At 55.3% G+C, this 17,382-nt stretch carries 17 protein-coding genes; 1 reads left to right on the top strand and 16 read right to left on the bottom strand.

All coding sequences use genetic code 11. The features are described 5' to 3' along the window. Nucleotides 1-18: 18 nt before the first annotated feature. The 13 genes from AB8B76_RS02485 to AB8B76_RS02425 form a co-directional block, all read right to left on the bottom strand. Nucleotides 19-864 carry a head GIN domain-containing protein gene (locus AB8B76_RS02485; protein ID WP_405269798.1) on the bottom strand — a complete coding sequence of 282 codons (846 nt, stop codon included), beginning with the start codon at nt 862-864 and terminating at the stop codon, nt 19-21. Next, nucleotides 857-1,039, bottom strand: coding sequence for a hypothetical protein (locus tag AB8B76_RS02480; RefSeq protein ID WP_405269795.1), 183 nt, complete (start codon nt 1,037-1,039; stop codon nt 857-859). Before AB8B76_RS02480 ends, AB8B76_RS02485 begins: the two co-directional genes overlap by 8 nt. A gap of 166 nt (nt 1,040-1,205) precedes the next feature. Further along, complete coding sequence (locus AB8B76_RS02475) at nt 1,206-1,589, bottom strand: group III truncated hemoglobin (protein WP_405269792.1); 384 nt, start codon at nt 1,587-1,589, stop codon at nt 1,206-1,208. 5 nt (nt 1,590-1,594) lie between these two features. Then, complete coding sequence (der, locus tag AB8B76_RS02470; protein WP_405269789.1) at nt 1,595-3,019, bottom strand: ribosome biogenesis GTPase Der; 1,425 nt, start codon at nt 3,017-3,019, stop codon at nt 1,595-1,597. A gap of 5 nt (nt 3,020-3,024) precedes the next feature. Beyond that, a complete protein-coding gene (gene bamB / locus AB8B76_RS02465) occupies nt 3,025-4,200 on the bottom strand; it encodes an outer membrane protein assembly factor BamB (RefSeq protein WP_405269786.1) in 1,176 nt (391 codons plus the stop codon). Nucleotide 4,201: 1 nt separating this feature from the next. Beyond that, nucleotides 4,202-4,870, bottom strand: a complete 669-nt coding sequence (locus tag AB8B76_RS02460) for a YfgM family protein (protein WP_405269783.1) — start codon at nt 4,868-4,870, stop codon at nt 4,202-4,204. A 14-nt stretch (nt 4,871-4,884) separates the two neighbouring features. Further along, on the bottom strand, nt 4,885-6,165 hold the full coding sequence (gene hisS, locus AB8B76_RS02455; protein WP_405269780.1) for a histidine--tRNA ligase: 1,281 nt from the start codon (nt 6,163-6,165) through the stop codon (nt 4,885-4,887). A gap of 53 nt (nt 6,166-6,218) precedes the next feature. Next, nucleotides 6,219-7,355: a flavodoxin-dependent (E)-4-hydroxy-3-methylbut-2-enyl-diphosphate synthase gene (ispG, locus tag AB8B76_RS02450; RefSeq protein WP_405269778.1), complete on the bottom strand. Its 1,137-nt coding sequence runs from the start codon at nt 7,353-7,355 to the stop codon at nt 6,219-6,221. Further along, nucleotides 7,348-8,133 (bottom strand): type IV pilus biogenesis/stability protein PilW, encoded by a 786-nt coding sequence (gene pilW / locus AB8B76_RS02445; protein WP_405269775.1) that lies wholly within the window; start codon nt 8,131-8,133, stop codon nt 7,348-7,350. Before pilW ends, ispG begins: the two co-directional genes overlap by 8 nt. After that, a complete protein-coding gene (rlmN, locus tag AB8B76_RS02440) occupies nt 8,130-9,275 on the bottom strand; it encodes a 23S rRNA (adenine(2503)-C(2))-methyltransferase RlmN (protein WP_405269772.1) in 1,146 nt (381 codons plus the stop codon). The genes pilW and rlmN overlap by 4 nt, the downstream gene beginning before the upstream one ends. 6 nt (nt 9,276-9,281) lie before the next feature. Further along, complete coding sequence (gene ndk / locus AB8B76_RS02435; RefSeq protein WP_405269770.1) at nt 9,282-9,710, bottom strand: nucleoside-diphosphate kinase; 429 nt, start codon at nt 9,708-9,710, stop codon at nt 9,282-9,284. Between the two features lie 164 nt (nt 9,711-9,874). After that, nucleotides 9,875-11,041: an aminotransferase class V-fold PLP-dependent enzyme gene (locus AB8B76_RS02430; RefSeq protein ID WP_405269767.1), complete on the bottom strand. Its 1,167-nt coding sequence runs from the start codon at nt 11,039-11,041 to the stop codon at nt 9,875-9,877. Beyond that, complete coding sequence (locus tag AB8B76_RS02425; protein WP_405269764.1) at nt 11,034-11,816, bottom strand: RNA methyltransferase; 783 nt, start codon at nt 11,814-11,816, stop codon at nt 11,034-11,036. Before AB8B76_RS02425 ends, AB8B76_RS02430 begins: the two co-directional genes overlap by 8 nt. A gap of 115 nt (nt 11,817-11,931) precedes the next feature. Between AB8B76_RS02425 and AB8B76_RS02420 the strand changes: the two genes are divergently transcribed. Next, complete coding sequence (locus AB8B76_RS02420) at nt 11,932-12,726, top strand: inositol monophosphatase family protein (protein ID WP_405269761.1); 795 nt, start codon at nt 11,932-11,934, stop codon at nt 12,724-12,726. An 88-nt stretch (nt 12,727-12,814) separates the two neighbouring features. Here AB8B76_RS02420 and secF read toward each other — a convergent pair whose 3' ends face one another. The 3 genes from secF to AB8B76_RS02405 all read right to left on the bottom strand — a co-directional run. Beyond that, nucleotides 12,815-13,729, bottom strand: coding sequence for a protein translocase subunit SecF (gene secF / locus AB8B76_RS02415; RefSeq protein WP_405269758.1), 915 nt, complete (start codon nt 13,727-13,729; stop codon nt 12,815-12,817). After that, complete coding sequence (gene secD, locus AB8B76_RS02410; RefSeq protein WP_405269755.1) at nt 13,726-15,621, bottom strand: protein translocase subunit SecD; 1,896 nt, start codon at nt 15,619-15,621, stop codon at nt 13,726-13,728. Before secD ends, secF begins: the two co-directional genes overlap by 4 nt. Before the next feature lie 117 nt (nt 15,622-15,738). Next, the coding region (locus AB8B76_RS02405; protein WP_405269752.1) for a phosphoribosylformylglycinamidine synthase subunit PurQ at nt 15,739-17,382 on the bottom strand (1,644 nt) is incomplete at its 5' end.

Genomic DNA, 17,382 nt, shown 5'->3' with positions numbered 1-17,382 from the left:
TCAATTTCGTCGCGCGACCTAGTCGCGGCGACGAACTTCTCCACTGCCGAGCTCAACACTCTCTACGCTGGGCGTGCCGCCGTATACGACATCACCACTCCCCAAGATGGACGCATTGAGCTGCTCACTGACTTCGCCAATCGATGCGGACCCGGAACCAACGATATTGGTCTCTGCCCGGTGACTCGCCACCTCGGGCATGCGAATGTCACCAGAACCCACCACGTTGACCTCCAGCGTCTCAACGTACCCTCCCTCAGTCACTCCTAAGTCTCCTGACCCGGTCACCACAAACTCACCAGCGTCGGCTTTGAGTGTTTCAACAAAGAGATTCCCACTGCCAGCGACTACGGCTTCCAACTCTGTAACTTCGATACTCACGGCTCTGAAGTCACCCGACCCCTCTACCCGGACCTCAAGCGCTTGGCCCGTGAGCTCAAAGGCGTTTATCTCTCCAGACCCGTCAACCGCCAATAAGGGCGCTGAACGAGGGGACGTATCGAATTCAAAGGGCTTGATAAAGACCGTGCCAGAGCCTTTAACGTTTAACTCCCGCAGTTCAGGCATCACAATACGAAAGCGCAGTCGGTTGTCTTTCTTACCACCCCTTTTGCGTGCGCCAAGAACCAGCGTGTCACGCTTTACATAGAAGGGCTCGGAGTCGAGGTACTTAGCAGGCCCCCGTAGCTGCAATGAAAGCTCATCTCCCTGGCTTATTTCGACCTCAGCGCTACCGAGCACCACTATTTCGTCAAAGTCGAGACCTTCTACGCGACGGGTCTCGTCCTCGGCAGCTATCAGAGGAGAAAAAGCACTCAAAGCCAGAAAGCTGGAAACCGCTGTTGCGCCTAGCAGCTTATGCATTGTGCGAGCCTCCCGCGGAGTCCTTGCTCTCACCGCCCCGCGCCGCTTCGATCGCCAGGCCTGCCGGGACAAGACAGAGGGCCGCCAGCGCGCCACCGCCAGCGGCACTCAAAGATGCACATGCAAGGAACACAAGCGCAGGTAGCAGCATGCGTCTTGAAGTTGAGGCAGTCATTCCTTTTCGGAGACTAATCATTGTTCTGTACCGTATTTCCTTGGGTGTTATGGTGGACTATAGCACCCAATCTCGCGCTGGCAAGCGCTCGAGAATCTAGAAAAAATACAGATTTAATTCAATAAAAACAATAATTTGCGTCTCATTATTAATGTGTAACCGAGATTTAGCCCGGAAATCGCTGCAGATTCTGTCGCATATTCCCTGCAACTCGTCGTGCGAGTACAAAAGCACGTTCGGTAGACGCACCCAAGGGGTGTTTTTCGAGGGTCTCTTCGAAGAGGCTTAGCCACCGTTCATAGTGCTCTGGCGTCATGCGCTGTATCGCATCCACCTCTCGATGCTTTTGCATCATATGACGTCGGTAGTCGCTGTGGCCCAGAAGCATTTTCCGCCAATAGGCTTTAATCCTGGGCAAGTGCTCCGTCAGGTCAATTCGCGCCACTTCCAGAAACATGGGCGCGAGCAGTGGGTCTGCAAGCACACGCTCATAGAAAGCATCCACAAACTGATCGATCTGCTGTGAGGTTTCGTCGCCAGGGGATAGCATGGTGCTTAGCGGCGTTTTTTCTGCTGCTTGCTCTTCTTGGCTTGTTTGACGTGGGCCATCAAACGTCGCTTTCGATTGATCTGACGATTCGTCAGCTTGTTCCGCTGCCCCGCAAACGGGTTGTCACTGCTGCGAAACTCTATGCGCAGGGGAGTGCCGGTCAGCTCAAGGCAGCGGCTAAAAGTCTTCTCGAGGTACCGTTGATAGCTGCTTGGGACCTTATCGGTCTGATTACCATGCACAACAACGCGCGGAGGGTTACGCCCTCCTGCGTGTGCATAACGCAGCTTAATACGCCGGCCATTCACCAAAGGCGGCGGATGGTCAGAAACAGCATCTTCAAGGATTCGCGTAAGGCGGCTAGTGCCCATAGGCTGCATCGCCGCGGCATAGGCTGCATCAATGGAACCAAACAACGTTCCCACACCCGATCCATGCAGAGCCGAAATGAAGTGCGTATCTGCAAAATCCACGAAGCGGAGCCGCCGATCCAGCTCCGAACGCACCACGTCTCTTTGGTCGGGATCCAGGCCATCCCATTTATTCACCGCAAGAACCAATGCGCGCCCCGCCTCGAGACAATGTCCGAGCAAATGAAGATCTTGATCTACCAAACCCTCCTGACCGTCGACCAGCAACACAACTACGTTGGCATCACTGATCGCGCTGAGAGTTTTAATGATTGAAAATTTTTCTACCGCTTCCCGAACGTTCTTGCGACGCCGAACACCAGCGGTATCGATAAGGGTGTAGGGGCGACCCTCACGAAGAAAATTGACGTAGACGCTGTCGCGCGTCGTACCCGGTTGATCGTAGACGACTACGCGGTCTTCCCCAAGAATACGGTTTACGAGCGTGGACTTGCCGACGTTAGGACGTCCGACAATGGCCACCCGGGTACCGCCCTCCTCTTCCTCAGCGACATCAGGCTCTTCGGGGACAGGCACCGTCTCAAGTACCGATTCGATCATCTGCCGCACGCCGCGCCCATGCGCCGCTGCTATGGCATGCATGGAGGCGATGCCAAGAGAATGAAAATCACTGACGGCGACATCAGGATCGCGTCCGTCGATCTTGTTCACCACAAGATGAAACTCTCGGCTTTGCTGACGGAGATACTGAACCAGTTGCTCATCTACCGGATTCAGTCCATCGCGGGCATCAACCAGCAGCAGCACGATATCGGCTTCGTCGATGGCAAGAAGAGACTGCTCTGCCATAACGGCATCTATCCCTTCCTCGTCGCCGCTCACACCGCCCGTATCAATGACAATAAACGCACGATCCTCGCTGCGCCCTTCGCCGTACTTACGATCCCGTGTGAGTCCTGACAGGTTCGCCACAAGAGCATCGCGGGAACGCGTGAGCTGATTGAATAGCGTCGATTTACCGACGTTAGGGCGTCCTACCAGTGCAATTGCCGGCAACATGCTGCTCAGGACCTGGGCCGAACGTCATAGGCGATGAGCTTTCCGCCGTTAGAGTAAACATAAAGAATCGTGCCGTCGGCGATCATATCAGCTCGAACGCCATCACTATCGGGTCGAATTCGGGCGAGAAACTCACCATCGACCTGCGACAGCAAATGCAGATAGCCTTCGAAATCCACGACCGCTAAATAACTGCTGACGGGTATCGGTCGAGACAATGCCCGCCAAGCCAGTGCTGGCTGTTCCCAACGCACGCCCTGGCCATTGCGTAAAAATGCCGTGATCGTTCCGCCTTCTTCCGTGATGTACACATTGCCAAAGCCCTGAGACACTCCGTAGAAAGAGGACACGTTGCGCTGCCATAGCTTGCGACCTGTGCGAGTATCCAGTGCAGCAATCCGCCCTTGATAGCTCGCCACGTAAAGCTCCGTACCCGCCAGGGCCATAGTGCCGTCAACGTCTACGATACGCTCGATCTCTGAGCGGCCCTGAGGAATTGCCACTCGAGCCTCCCAGCGAATGGTGCCATCCAGTGCATCAAAGGCCAGCACACGTCCGGTGGCAAAGCCTGCGTACACCACCCCGCCGTCCAGAATCGGAGTACTGGTTCCTCGGATAGTCAGTACGGGCAGATTGCTGTCGTAGCGCCACATACGCTCGCCAGTTTCATAATCAAAACCATAGAGCCGACCGTCGTAGCTCTGTACAACAACAACCCGGCCATTACTTTGCGGCGCCGCCAGTACTTCTCCACTGACCTCACTCATCCAAAGCGTCTCGCCGCTAGAGGCATCGAGGCGCATAACCAAGCCGTCACTACCGCCCAAAAACAGGGAATCCTCGTAATGACCCACACCACCGGACAAGCCTAGCTCCAGCTCTTGCTTCCAGATGGTCGAACCATCCCGGCGATTTACAGCCCGAACTTCACCCTCTGCTGCAGCGACGTAGATAATCTCGTCATCGATAATCGGTTGGAGCTTGTAAAGACCATCTCCCTGGCCATCACCCACGCCCACCGACCATAATTTTCGGACATCGAGCTGATTGTCGATATCCATGAGCTCGGCTGGTTGTTGCGGATCTTCGTCGTCGCCCATCTCAAAAAAACTGGAGACCGTCTCGCAACCCGCTAGAGTCGCCAGCAGCATCAACAAGGTTGTGGTACGCAGGAAGCTCACCTCAGCCCGCCTCCGCTACCGTTGCTTGCAGTCGGGCACCGAGGTACTCAAGCTTGTCCTGCAGCGTCTGAGGGACAGGCGCCCCCTCTTCAAGCGCTGCGGCGGCACTTTCGTACGCGGCAAGAGCATCAGATTCTCTTCCCTGGGAGAGCAAGATATCACCGCGGGCCAAAGCATAGGATGCAACGAAGTTGGTAGTAGCTCCCTGCAAAATCGTAAGGGCCTCGTCCTGCTTGTCCTGAGAAGCCAGTACGCGTGCGAGACGCAATTGTGCTACCTGATGTACATCATCCTGAGCATCGGCCATTGCGAGAACCCAGCGAAGCTCCTGCTCAGCCAACGCAGGTTGTCCATCATTCACAGCCAACCGTGCCAGATGAAGCGCGGCGAACTGCGCATACACCGTACCCCGGTGACTGTCTTTGAGTTCCGTAGCTATCTGTCTTCCGATGGTCGAAGTTTGGCCCTCTTCCGCGGACAGAGCCTGAAGCATCTGCTGGTAAAGGTTCGACGCATTCTGCGCAGCGACATCCTGATTCTTTTGCCAGGCCTGCCACCCAAAGCCTAGCCCCAGGGCTAGCACCACGCCAATCATCGTGCTGCGACCGTTTTCTTTCCACCAGCGCTTTAACGCTTCGACCTGTTCTTCTTCACTGCGGTAACTTTCCACGTGCGGATTCCTGCTTAATGCGTTTGTTGTTGTAAAAGACTGGAGACCTTCTCAGAGAGGTCAGCCACTGGCAGGCGAACTTGCTCCTGCCCATCCCGTAAAGGTTTGATTGTTACTTCCCCGGCGGCGACTTCGTCTTCGCCCCAGAGTAATGCCAACGCCGCGCCACTTCGATCGGCTTTTTTCATCTGACTCCGAAAGCTTCCACCGCCCAGCTGTTGCACAATATGAAGCTGTGGTTGCGCATTTCGCAGGTCCTCCACCGCCGCCATTGCCGCTTCGTGCGCGTCAGCGCCCGCCGCTACGACAAAAAGGTCGGGAGACCGCGTTTCAGGCAATTGCTCACAAGCTTCAAGCATAAGCAGCAAACGCTCCATTCCCATGGCGAAGCCGACCCCAGGGGTATCTCGGCCCCCAAGCTGCGCTACCAGGCCGTCGTAACGCCCCCCGGCGCAGACCGTACCCTGAGCACCTAACTTGTCGGTAACCCACTCAAATACAGTCTTGTTGTAGTAGTCCAAACCGCGCACCAGACGCGGATTGACCCTGTACGTCACACCGGCAGTATCAAGATACCGCTTGAGCGCAGCGAAGTGCGCAAGGGAATCTTCATCCAGATAATCTACCAGTGCCGGAGCATCGTTCAATAGTGACTGAGTTTCTGGGTTCTTGCTGTCGAGTATGCGCAAGGGATTGCTATCAAGGCGCCGCTGACTGTCTTCATCCAAGGCATCGCGGTGTTGCTCCAGATACGCGACCAAAGCGGCGCGGTAAGCAGCTCTGGACTCTGAGCTGCCAATACTATTAATTTCCAGACTCACGGCGCTCGCGATACCCAGTGTGCGCCACAAGCGAGCCAGCAATACGATTAACTCTGCATCCGCATCCGGCGTGGCGTAACCGAATATCTCAGCGCCAATCTGATGGAACTGACGTTGGCGGCCTTTTTGCGGGCGTTCATAACGGAACATTGGGCCGCTATACCAAAGTCTGCAGGGACTCGCGATTAAGTTATTCTGAATCGCCGCGCGAACACAACCGGCTGTACCCTCGGGACGCAGACTGATGCTGTCGCCATTTCTATCCTCGAAGCTGTACATCTCTTTTTCGACGATATCGGTGACTTCACCGATAGAACGGCTAAACAACGCCGATGACTCAACGATGGGTAAACGGACTTCGCCGTAGCCGTAACGCTCGAGCAATTCAGCGACGCGGCTCTCCAGATACTGCCAATGGCCCGTGTCCGCCGGCAAGATATCGTTCATGCCGCGAATCGATCGCAGTGCATCCATGTTGGTATGTTGATCCTATCGTTAAATAAAAGAGCTGGTCGTATGACCTGCTGTTAGGACGCAGAACGCGCGATGAGTTTCGCGTCTGCCTCGGCACGCTCTTCGTCAAGCTTTGCCGCTCGAGCACGAATAACGCCTTCAAGATGATCCACAAACTCGTTATTGCTGACCTTGTGATCAGGCTCACCATCGACGTAGATCAGATTGCTCGGCGTAGCTCCGGTCAAACCTACGTCTGCTTCTCGAGCCTCTCCCGGGCCGTTCACGATGCAACCAATCACGGCAACATCCATAGGCGTACGAATATCGTCGAGCCGCTGCTCAAGCTCATTCATCGTGCCAATAACGTCAAAGTTCTGCCTGGAGCAGCTGGGGCAGGCTACAAAATTGATGCCATTGCTTCGAAGCTTCAGGCTTTTAAGAATATCAAAACCCACCTTGACCTCTTGCACCGGATCAGCCGCGAGAGAAATACGGATCGTGTCACCGATACCCTCGTACAAGAGCATGCCGAGGCCGATAGAGGACTTGACGGTGCCCCCACGAAAACCGCCCGCTTCGGTGATCCCCAAGTGCAGGGGTTGGTCGATTTTTTTTGCCAGCAGACGGTACGCGTCCACTGCCATAAAAATTTCTGAGGCCTTAACGCTCACCTTGAAGTCCGGGTAATCGTGCTTATCAAGAATATCAACGTGGTGCATCGCAGACTCTACCAGGGCTTCCGCCGTGGGCTCTCCATACTTTCGCTGGAGCTCTTTACCAATCGAGCCCGCGTTTACGCCGATTCGAATAGGGATACCCTTATCGCGCGCTGAAGCGATGACTTCTCTTACTTTGTCGTCCCGACCAATGTTGCCTGGGTTGATGCGCAGACAATCAACCCCGTATTCCGCCACTTTGAGCGCGATATTGTGGTCAAAGTGGATATCTGCAACCAATGGCAGCTTGGCTTGCGCGCGTATTTGTTTGAAGGCTTCAGCCGCATCCATACTGGGCACGGAAACCCGCACGATGTCTGCCCCCGCGGCTTCCAAAGCAGCAATTTGCCCTACCGTTGCCTCTACATCACAGGTTTCAGTGTTGGTCATGCTTTGAACGCTGATGGGTGCGTCGCCACCAACCGGAACATTACCAACATGAATCTGTCGGCTCTTGCGTCGCTTAATAGGTGAGGGCTTATTCTTATTCATCGCTGCTACTCTCTTGCTGCCCTGAATCCACGGAGCGACGATAAGCGTCGTAATCAGGCGAATCCGGGTACAAATTTCGTAGGGCTAAGGCATAACTGCTTGCAGCGTCCGTATCCCCAGTCATTCTCGCCAGTCGAATCCCCAACCAAAGCCCACGGGAACTCTGCTGCCGAACCAGACGTCGATATTTATCATAGTAGAGGGTCGCGTTGCGACTGTCCTGCGCATCCACTCGCAACTGGGCCACCTCCAGCAAAGCCGTGGTGTTTCCCGACTGCATAGCAAGGGTCCGTAAAAACGCCTCTTCCGCGCCTCTCTCATCAAACAATTTGAGGCGACAAAGGCCCAAATTCAAAAACGCCTGCGGTCGAGCACTATACAAGGTATCTTTTACAACCTCTTGGAGCTGAGCTTCAGCCTCGCGGTAACGCTCCTGGCCATATAAGAAGGCAGCGTAGTTGTTCCGTGCGCGGGAAAAACGCTTATCAAGGCTGATGGCCCTCTGAAAACTGTCCTCCGCCAACTCGAACTCGCCGGTGCTCTGATATACCAAAGCAAAGGCTTCGTAGACTTCTGGGTTGGTGCTATCGAGCTCTACTGCGACCTTAAGGTTACGCTTGGCGTCTTCCCAGTTTCCCTGACCAATGTACTGGCGGGCCAGAGATACGCGGGTTTCCATGGCTTTTTGCGGCGATGGAGGCTCCGTGAAGACCGTCTCCGTCTCGGTCACACAGCCCGCGAGGATAAGTACTGTAGCTAGCGGTAAAGCGCGAATCATGCACCTGACTCCAAAGCGGCTTCTGCGTTCTGACGGTGCCTGGCGCTGCGGCGTGTTCTATCCACGACCTCACCGACAAGCTGTCCACAAGCTGCATCTATATCATCTCCGCGCGTCGTACGCACGGTTACGACGAATCCCGCATCCACCAGGACCTGCCAGAAACGCGAAACCGCATTGCCACTGGGGCGTTCATAGCCGGAGTTTGGAAAGGGATTGAAGGGAATCAAGTTTATCTTGCAGGGGAAATCTGCCAGCAGTACCGCCAACTCTCGAGCCTGGTCCTGCTGGTCGTTGATACCCGCCATTAACGTGTATTCAATCGTGACGACACGTTTCTTGTCTTTTTGGGCATCTATGTAGCGTTTTGCGCTGTCGAGCAATTGAGCAATCGGATAGCGTTTGTTGACCGGAACAAGCTGGTTGCGAAGCTCGTCATTGGGCGCATGGAGCGACACCGCCAAGCTTGCCTCACTGACCTCCGCGAGCTTATCCAACGCCGGAACAACACCCGAGGTACTCAAGGTTACCCGGCGCTTGGAAATACCATAGCCGAGGTCATCCATCATGAGGTTCATCGCGGTTACGACATTGTCGAAGTTAAGCAACGGCTCACCCATGCCCATCATGACGACATTGGTCACCACACGGCCGTTACCGGACTGAAACGCGTCATAGGACTTAATCGCCAGCCAAACCTGACCAATGATCTCCGCTGCACTCAAGTCGCGCTGAAAACCCTGTTTGCCCGTGGAGCAAAAACTGCAATCAAGACTGCAACCCACCTGAGAAGATACGCAAAGAGTGGCGCGGTTACCGTCGGGGATGAGTACTGTCTCTACAAGACCGCCCCCATCCACGTGCACCAGCCATTTACGCGTACCGTCACTGGAGTCATGCTGTGACTCCACTTCAGGCGGGCGAACCTCCGCGATCACCGACAGGCGCTCACGAAGGGACTTACCCAGATTACTCATTGCCGAGAAATCGCACTCGCCGTGGTGGTGCATCCACTTCATGAGCTGCTGCGCACGAAAACGCTTCTCACCCATCTCAAGGAAGAAATCCTCGAGCTGGGTGCGACTCATACCGAGAAGATTAACTCGCTCGACGGGCTCGCTACTGGCAATGAGTTCTGACACAGAATCCTAGTCGCGATCGCATACTTCGCTTGAAGCGAAGAAGTAAGCGATTTCACGTGCAGCAGAAGTTGTGGAATCTGAACCGTGTACAGCATTAGCATCGATAGACGAGGCAAAGTCTGCGCGGATGGTTCCCGCAGCCGCTTCCTGAGGGTTAGTCGCACCCATGAGGTCACGGTTGGTGGTGACCGCATCTTCGCCTTCCAGCACCTGAACGACAACGGGGCCTGAAGTCATAAACTCAATAAGAGCTGGGAAAAACGGACGCTCTTTATGCTCTGCATAGAAACCTCCAGCCACAACGTCACTGAGACGCATCATCTTTGAAGCAACCACACGCAGACCTGCGGCTTCAAAGCGCGCATAGATCTCACCAATGTGATTCTTCGCGACTGCATCAGGCTTAATAATTGAAAGAGTGCGTTCCACCGCCATGTTCGTTCTCCAGAACTAATAAAAATCAACAAGATACCGCCGGATCCTACGTTCTAGAACGGATCGTAGGGCGACGAAAAAGTGCGCGGGATTATACGGACTTTGTGGCGCTATAGCACCCTACCTGAGAGCACTTAAGTCGCTGAGTAATCGAGCAAAAATACCTAGGCAGCGCTACGACGAAGACGTGGGACCACCTCGTGGAGACGTTCACTGAAGAGATGCACGTCGTTTTCATCGCTAAACCGGCCAAGGCTTACCCGCAGGGAGCTGTGTGCTAAAGCATCTGGCAGCCCTAGAGCCCGCAGCACATACGAAGGCTCTAGACTCGCTGAGGTACAAGCGGACCCCGTTGAAAGCGCAAACTCCGGCAGCGACAGTAGCAAGGCCTCTCCCTCAACGTCACTGACGCTGATGTTTAACGCTCCCGGCAGCCGCTGAGTGAGATGACCGTTCATGGTCAATCCTTCGATGTCCGACAAAGAGGACCACAGGACCTCTCGCAAGCCTGTCAGCCGCTGCACTTCTGTCGACAGTGATTCCTGCGCCATAGCGGCAGCACAACCCATACCCACTATTTGGTGGGTGGCCAGAGTGCCCGCCCGCAATCCTCGTTCGTGGCCTCCCCCATGCATCTGAGCGTTCACAGCAACTTTGGGGCTTCTACGCTGATAAAACGCGCCAATACCCTTGGGGCCATAGAACTTGTGCGCGGACATCGACAACAGATCGATATCCAGAGCCTTCACGTCCAGTGGTATTTTGCCGACAGTCTGGGCAGCGTCTACATGGATCGGCACCCCAGCAGACCGACAAATTGCCGCTATCTCCGCAATGTCATTGATGGTTCCAATTTCATTATTGGCGTGCATCACGCTTACCAGGCAGGTATTACCCTGAATCGCATCGCGCACCAACTCGGGCTGAACTAGCCCGTCCTCTGAAGGATGCAGGTAAGTCACCTCAGCCCCTTGAGTTTCCAGGTACCGACAGCTGTCAAGGATCGCTTTGTGCTCAATCGCCGAAGTTACGATGTGCGGTGTAGCATTCCCCGCTTCACGAGCCGCAGCGAACACCCCTTTCAAGGCAAGGTTATCTGACTCAGTCGCCCCTGATGTCCAGGCCACTTCCCGCAAATCGGCATTGATCAGAGATGCAAGCTGCTGTCTGGCGGTCTCGACCGCCATCTCGGCCTCCCATCCATAGCGGTGGGACCGCGACGCCGGATTCCCAAAGGTGCCCTCCATTGTTAAACACTGGCTCATCGCCTCAGCGACCTTTGGATCGACCGGTGTTGAGGAGAGATAGTCGAAATATACGACCTTAGGCATCAGGCTTTTCCTTCGCTTTTCCTTCGCTTTGTCGATCCCAGTCAACAGGCTCACTGCGCTTTTGAGTCTCAGTGAGTATGCCGCGGAGAATATTCAACTCCATCTCATCCATGCCCAAGCGGTTATACAGACGCCGTAAACGCGGCATGAGTTTCCGGGGAGCTGCCGGATTGAGGAAGCCTATTTGACTCAAGGTCTCCTCCAGATGCGCATAAAAGCGCTCAATATTCTCCTGCGTAGCGAGGGGCTCGTCCCAGCCCTCATTCGGATCTTGGGGCAGGTCGTCGCCCGTTTGAAGCATATGTAGCTCGTAGCAAACAATCTGTACAGCCATGGCCAGGTTCAAAGAGCTATAGGCGTCACTGGTGGGAATCGCCAGATGCAGGTTACAGCGCATAAGTTCTTCATTGGACAGCCCGTTATCCTCTCGACCGAACAGAATCGCGACCTCTCCCCTTTCGGAGTTCGTTGACATTTCGACGGCCGCCCGGCGCGGATCCAGCACCGGCCAGGGCAGGCGCTGATCCCGCGCGCAGGTGCCCACTACAAAACCACAATCAGCGATTGCCGCATCCAGAGTGTCGACCACCACCGCGGCCTCAAGCACATCATTAGCCCAGACCGCACGCCAGGTGGCCTGCTCGTCGGGAAACTTCTCTGGAGCAACGAGCACCAGCTTAGCGAGCCCCATGGTCTTCATTGCCCGCGCAACGGCGCCAATGTTGCCCGGATGGCTGGGCTCGACGAGTACTATCCGAATTTGGTCGGGATTCATGTGCAGTGTTATTGCCAGATGTTAAAAGAACATTGTAACAAAGCAGTGCGGCTGACAGCCCGCTCCTCTGGTATACTCGCGCGCCTTTTTCGACTCTGTCTGCAGGTCTTTCTCCATGGAACCGATGACCAATATCGCCCTACGCGCCGCCCGAAAAGCGGGAGAGCTTATTGTGCGGGCCTCTGATGATCTTGAACGCATAGGTGTGCGCAAGAAAAGCGCCAACGATTTTGTTTCAGATATCGATGAGCTTGCGGAGCAGGAAATCATCCGACAGCTTCAGCGTGCCTACCCGGATCACGCCTTCCTCGGTGAAGAATCGGGCCGCAGCGGCCCTGAGGATGCGGACTATCTATGGATTATTGATCCTCTGGATGGCACCACTAACTTTATCCGCGGCATTCCGCACTACGCCGTATCAATCGGCTGTATCTATCAGGGGCGTCTCGAGCACGCCGTAATCGTCGATCCTGTTCGTCGCGAAGAGTTCACAGCTTCCCGCGGACGTGGCGCTCAGTTGAATGGGCATCGGATTCGCGTGAGCAAGCTAGCCTCCCTCGATGGGGCGCTTCTAGGCACGGGTATACCCTTCAAAGGCCATGAGGATGCGCATCTTCCGGCTTACGCTGAGAGCCTCGCAGTGCTCGCGGGCCAGTGCGCCGGCATCCGCCGTGGCGGAGCTGCGTCCCTGGACTTGGCGTATGTGGCGGCAGGACGCCTGGATGCATTCTGGGAAAAAGGTTTGTCTATGTGGGATATGGCTGCCGGCGCACTCTTGGTGCGTGAGGCCGGAGGCTTGGTATCGGACTTCGATGGCGCGGAAAACTTTCTGGATAATGGCGACATCGTCTGCGGTAATCCAAAATGCTTTAAGGCTGTACTCAAAGCGACCCAGACACTGCGTTCCTAGAAACTCTTCTTCCTAGAACCCCTTCTAGACAGACTCCAAAAGACACGGCTAATACTAACGAGGCGCCTGAAAAGCCCTGATCTGTTGATCAGGGCATCAAATCATCCTGCTCCGCACCTTCTTTGATGGGGATCATGAGATCTTCTTTGCTTACACCCATGCCAAGGAGCACGTTGGACGCCACATAGATGGACGAGTAGGTTCCGATCATTACGCCGACCAACAGCGCTACGGCGAAGCCAAAGATCATTTCTCCCCCAAACAACGCCAGTGCCAATAGCACCAGCAAAGTCGTTAAAGAGGTGACCAGGGTCCGACCCAGTGTCTCACTCAAAGAAATGTTCACAACCTCAAGAGGCTCAGCGCGACGCAGCTTTCGGAAGTTCTCCCGAATACGATCAGATACAACAATCGTGTCGTTCAAGGAATAACCAATCACGGCCAGCAAGGCTGCAAGTACCGTTAGATCAAACTCCAAGCCAATGATCGAGAAGAAACCCAGGGTAACAATCACGTCGTGGATCAGGGCGACAACAGCCCCGACCGCAAACTTAAACTGAAAGCGAAAAGCGATATAAAGCATCACGAGACCCAGCGCCAGAAGCATCGCCAGCCCGCCCTGCTCTCGCAACTCATCCCCGACTTGCGGCCCTACAAACTCAATACGACGCAACTCCACATCGACACCCGATGCCACTTGCAGCGTCTGCAGCATCTCCGTGCCTTGAGCATCGGAGTAGCCATCGGGCAGGCGAATCAGTACATCCTTATCGGTGCCAAAACTGACAACAATAGCACCCGCATAACCGGCATCAGCCAAGGTGCTACGAATTTCATTCAAGTTTGCTGAATCCGCGTAGTGCACTTCTACGAGGGTGCCCCCGGTAAAATCGAGCCCCCAGTTCAGCTGCTTGACGACCAGCGAACCCAATGCCGTCAGAATAAGAAGTGCAGAGAACACCGCGGCGATGCGGCGTTTGCCCATGAAATCAATAACTCTCATGCTGCATCTCCCATCTTGGGTACGCTGCCGATGGATAAGGTGCCCACGCGACGTCCTCCGTAGATCAAGTTCACCAGTGAGCGGGTGCCCATAATGGCGGTAAACATCGAAGTGATGATGCCTACGGACAGAGTAACGGCGAAACCTTTCACTGGCCCGGTGCCCACTGCGTAAAGGATAATTGCTACGATCAACGTGGTGATATTGGCATCAAGAATTGTCGCCACCGCTCGCTCGAACCCTGAATGGATGGCCATCTGTGGTGACAATCCATTGCCGAGCTCTTCCCGGATACGCGAGAAAATAAGCACGTTTGCATCCACCGCCATGCCCACGGTAAGCACGATACCGGCGATACCCGGCAAGGTCAGCGTCGCGCCTAACAGCGACATAATCGCGACCAGCAAAACCAGGTTGGCCGTCAACGCAGTCACCGCACAAAGACCAAAGACGCGGTAGTAAACAACCATGAACAGCACGACGAGCGCGAGGCCATACTGCACCGACTTCACGCCCAGACGAATATTCTCGGCTCCCAATGACGGGCCAACGGTGCGCTCTTCGACAAAGGTGATGGGCGCCGCTAACGCGCCCGCCCTGAGCATCAGTGCTAATTCCGATGATTCCAGAGGATTATCCAGACCGGTGATTTGAAACTGCGCACCCAGGGCACTCTGGATAACCGGTGCGGTGAGCAGCTTCTTTTCATCGTAGGGGACTTTCACAGCCACCTCTTCACCGTTCTCGTCCATCTCGTAGCGAGTTCGGTACTTTCGCTCAATAAACAAAACGCCCATACGGCGCTTAACGTTGTTCCGCGTCGCGCGGGACATCAGCGTTCCACCCTCGCTATCGAGGCTGATCTGCACGTTAGGCTGACCGTTCTGATCGAAGCTTGCCTGGGCGTTGGAGACTCGCTCTCCCGTGATAATGATGTCCCGCTCAAGATACTCGGTAGCCCCTTGACGATCGGCGCTTCGATATTCAAAACGTTGACGCTCAGCAGCAGGCGCATCGGCATTAGCGACCAAACGAAACTCAAGGTTCGCTACCTTTCCAAGTATTCGCTTAGCTTCAGCAGTGTCCTGAATACCCGGCAGCTCCACAACAATTCGGTTTCTACCCTGACGCTGTACCAAAGGCTCTGATACTCCAAGCTCGTTGACACGATTCCGAAGCGTTGTGAGGTTTTGACTCACCGAGTAATCAATGATCTCGTCCACCGTGACGTCGGTCATCCGCGCATAAATCATGAACTCGTCGTCTTCATCAACGCGGTCGAGCAAGAGCTCGGGAAATGCATCAGAGATAAGGCTGCGCGCCTGCTCACGAAGATCTTCGCTGCGGAATCTTCCGACTACGGCACGATCGCCATCGAGACCCACAAAACCACGAATACGCTCTTCACGGAGTGAGCGCTTGGTAGCATTAAGGTAGTACTCCATGCGTCGCTCTACAGCGGCGGCGGTATCGACTTCCAGCTTAAAGTGCACACCCCCGGACAGATCAAGCCCAAGCTTCATGGGCTGACCACCCAACCCTGTCAACCACTCGGGAGTGGTCTCGGCCAGGTTAAGGGCAATGATGTAGCCATCGCCGAGCGCTCGCGAAACCACGGATTGAGCCCGTAACTGTGCTTCCTGCTCTCGCAATCGGATCAGCGCACTTCGGCCGGTGGGCTCGAGAATCTCTCCAAAGTGCTCGATGCCCGCTTCATTGAGCGCGTTCGTCGCTCGACTAAGAAGACGCTCATCGATGAGCGTACCGCTGCTTTCACCGGCTATTTGCAAGGCCGGGTCAGGAGCGTAGAGATTGGGAGATGCGTACAAAGCGCCGCCGAGAACGACGACCAAAACGATCAGGTATTTCCAAATTGGGTAACGATTGAGCATGCCGTGGTCTGCAGTAATGCGGTGGCCACATCAAACGTACATCGCTTGATCCTATGCCACCGAGAATAAAGGTGGCGCATTATAGACGCTGACCGCTAGGTCTCAAGGGCCGAAAATTCACCCGATGTAAGCTCGAGCATTCCGGAACAGGTCCAACCAGGGCGATTCCTCGGGCATATCTTCCGGAGCCCAGGAAAATTGCCGGGCACGAATGACCCGCTCGGGATGAGGCATCATGATCGTCACTCTGCCACTTTCACTACATACACCAGTGATTCCAGAGGGTGAACCATTAGGGTTGGCCGGATACCGCTCGGCGATTTCCCCGCTGTTTTCAATGTAGCGAAGGCCAACCAGCTGCGCTGACTCGCAACGTTCCTGAGCCGCGCTATCCGACCAAACCGCCCGTCCCTCGCCATGAGCTACGGCAATAGGCAAACGAGAACCCGCCATACCTTGAAGAAACACAGAGGGGGTCTCTCCAATCTCTACCATTGAAAGTCTCGCCTCAAACTGTTCTGAGCGATTCCGTCGAAACCAGGGCCAATGTTCACTGCCGGGAATCAGCTCTCGGAGCACCGACAGCATCTGGCATCCATTACAAACACCCAGGGCAAAACTGTCGGGCCGCACAAAGAACTCGCTAAAACTGTCTCTCAATTGCGGGTTGAACAAGATGGACTTTGCCCAACCCTCTCCGGCGCCCAAAACATCGCCAAAAGAAAAGCCACCACAGGCCACGAGGCCGGCAAAATCTCCAAGGCTTGCTTCGCCAGCAACAAGGTCACTCATAGTGACGTCCACGGAGGTAAATCCGGCGCGATCAAAGGCCGCCGCCATTTCCACCTGCCCGTTAACCCCTTGTTCTCTAAGCACTGCAACCCGCGGCCTTACGCCCGTGTTGATCATAGGCACGGTCACGTTAGACTCCGCAGGACTTATACGCACCGACAAACCCGGATCTGGAGCGCTAATGCGCGCCCACTCTTCATCGGCACAATCGGGGTTATCCCGCAGCCTTTGCAGCGCATGACTGCACTGGCTCCAGCGTTCCTGCAAGGCACCTCGCATAGTGTCTATAAGAAGCTCATCCCCTGCCCAAATTCTCACCTGCTCATCCCCTCGGGCATAACCCAGAGTAAGCAGACAGTCACCGATACCCAGCTGCTCTGCCTGGGACGACCAGTCAGCCAGCTGGGACTTCGGAATTTGCACTACTGCACCGGGCTCCTCGCAGAACAGCGCAGCCAGCGCCTCGCTGCTTTCAGGCAGAGAAATCTCGAGGCCACAGCGTCCCGCAAAAGCCATCTCCAGCAGAGTGACGGCCACCCCGCCATCAGAACGATCGTGATAAGCCACCACATCCCCGCGATCTTTACCCCAGCGCAGCAGCTCAAAAAACGCCCGAAGATCCTCCGGGCTGTCCAGATCAGCAGGCTCGGTACCCAGCTCCCCGAAGACCTGAGCCAGCGCTGAGGCGCCGAGGCGGGATTTACCGCGCCCAAGATCCAAGAGCACTAGGCACAGTTCCGAGTCGGCTTGCAGCATCGGTGTGAGGGTCTTTGCGGTATCACCCACTGGAGCGAAGGCCGACACTACCAGGGACATGGGCGCGGTAACTGAATGAGATTCACCCTTCTCGTTCCAACGGGTTTGCATAGACATGGAGTCTTTGCCTACGGGTATCGCGATTCCCAGTGCCGGGCATAGTTCTTCGCCAATAGCATGTACGGCGTCATACAGGGCCGCCCCCTCTCCGGG

This window comes from Congregibacter sp., assembly GCF_045107095.1.
GTDB lineage: Bacteria > Pseudomonadota > Gammaproteobacteria > Pseudomonadales > Halieaceae > Congregibacter.
This window is presented reverse-complemented; position numbering and strand designations above follow the sequence as displayed.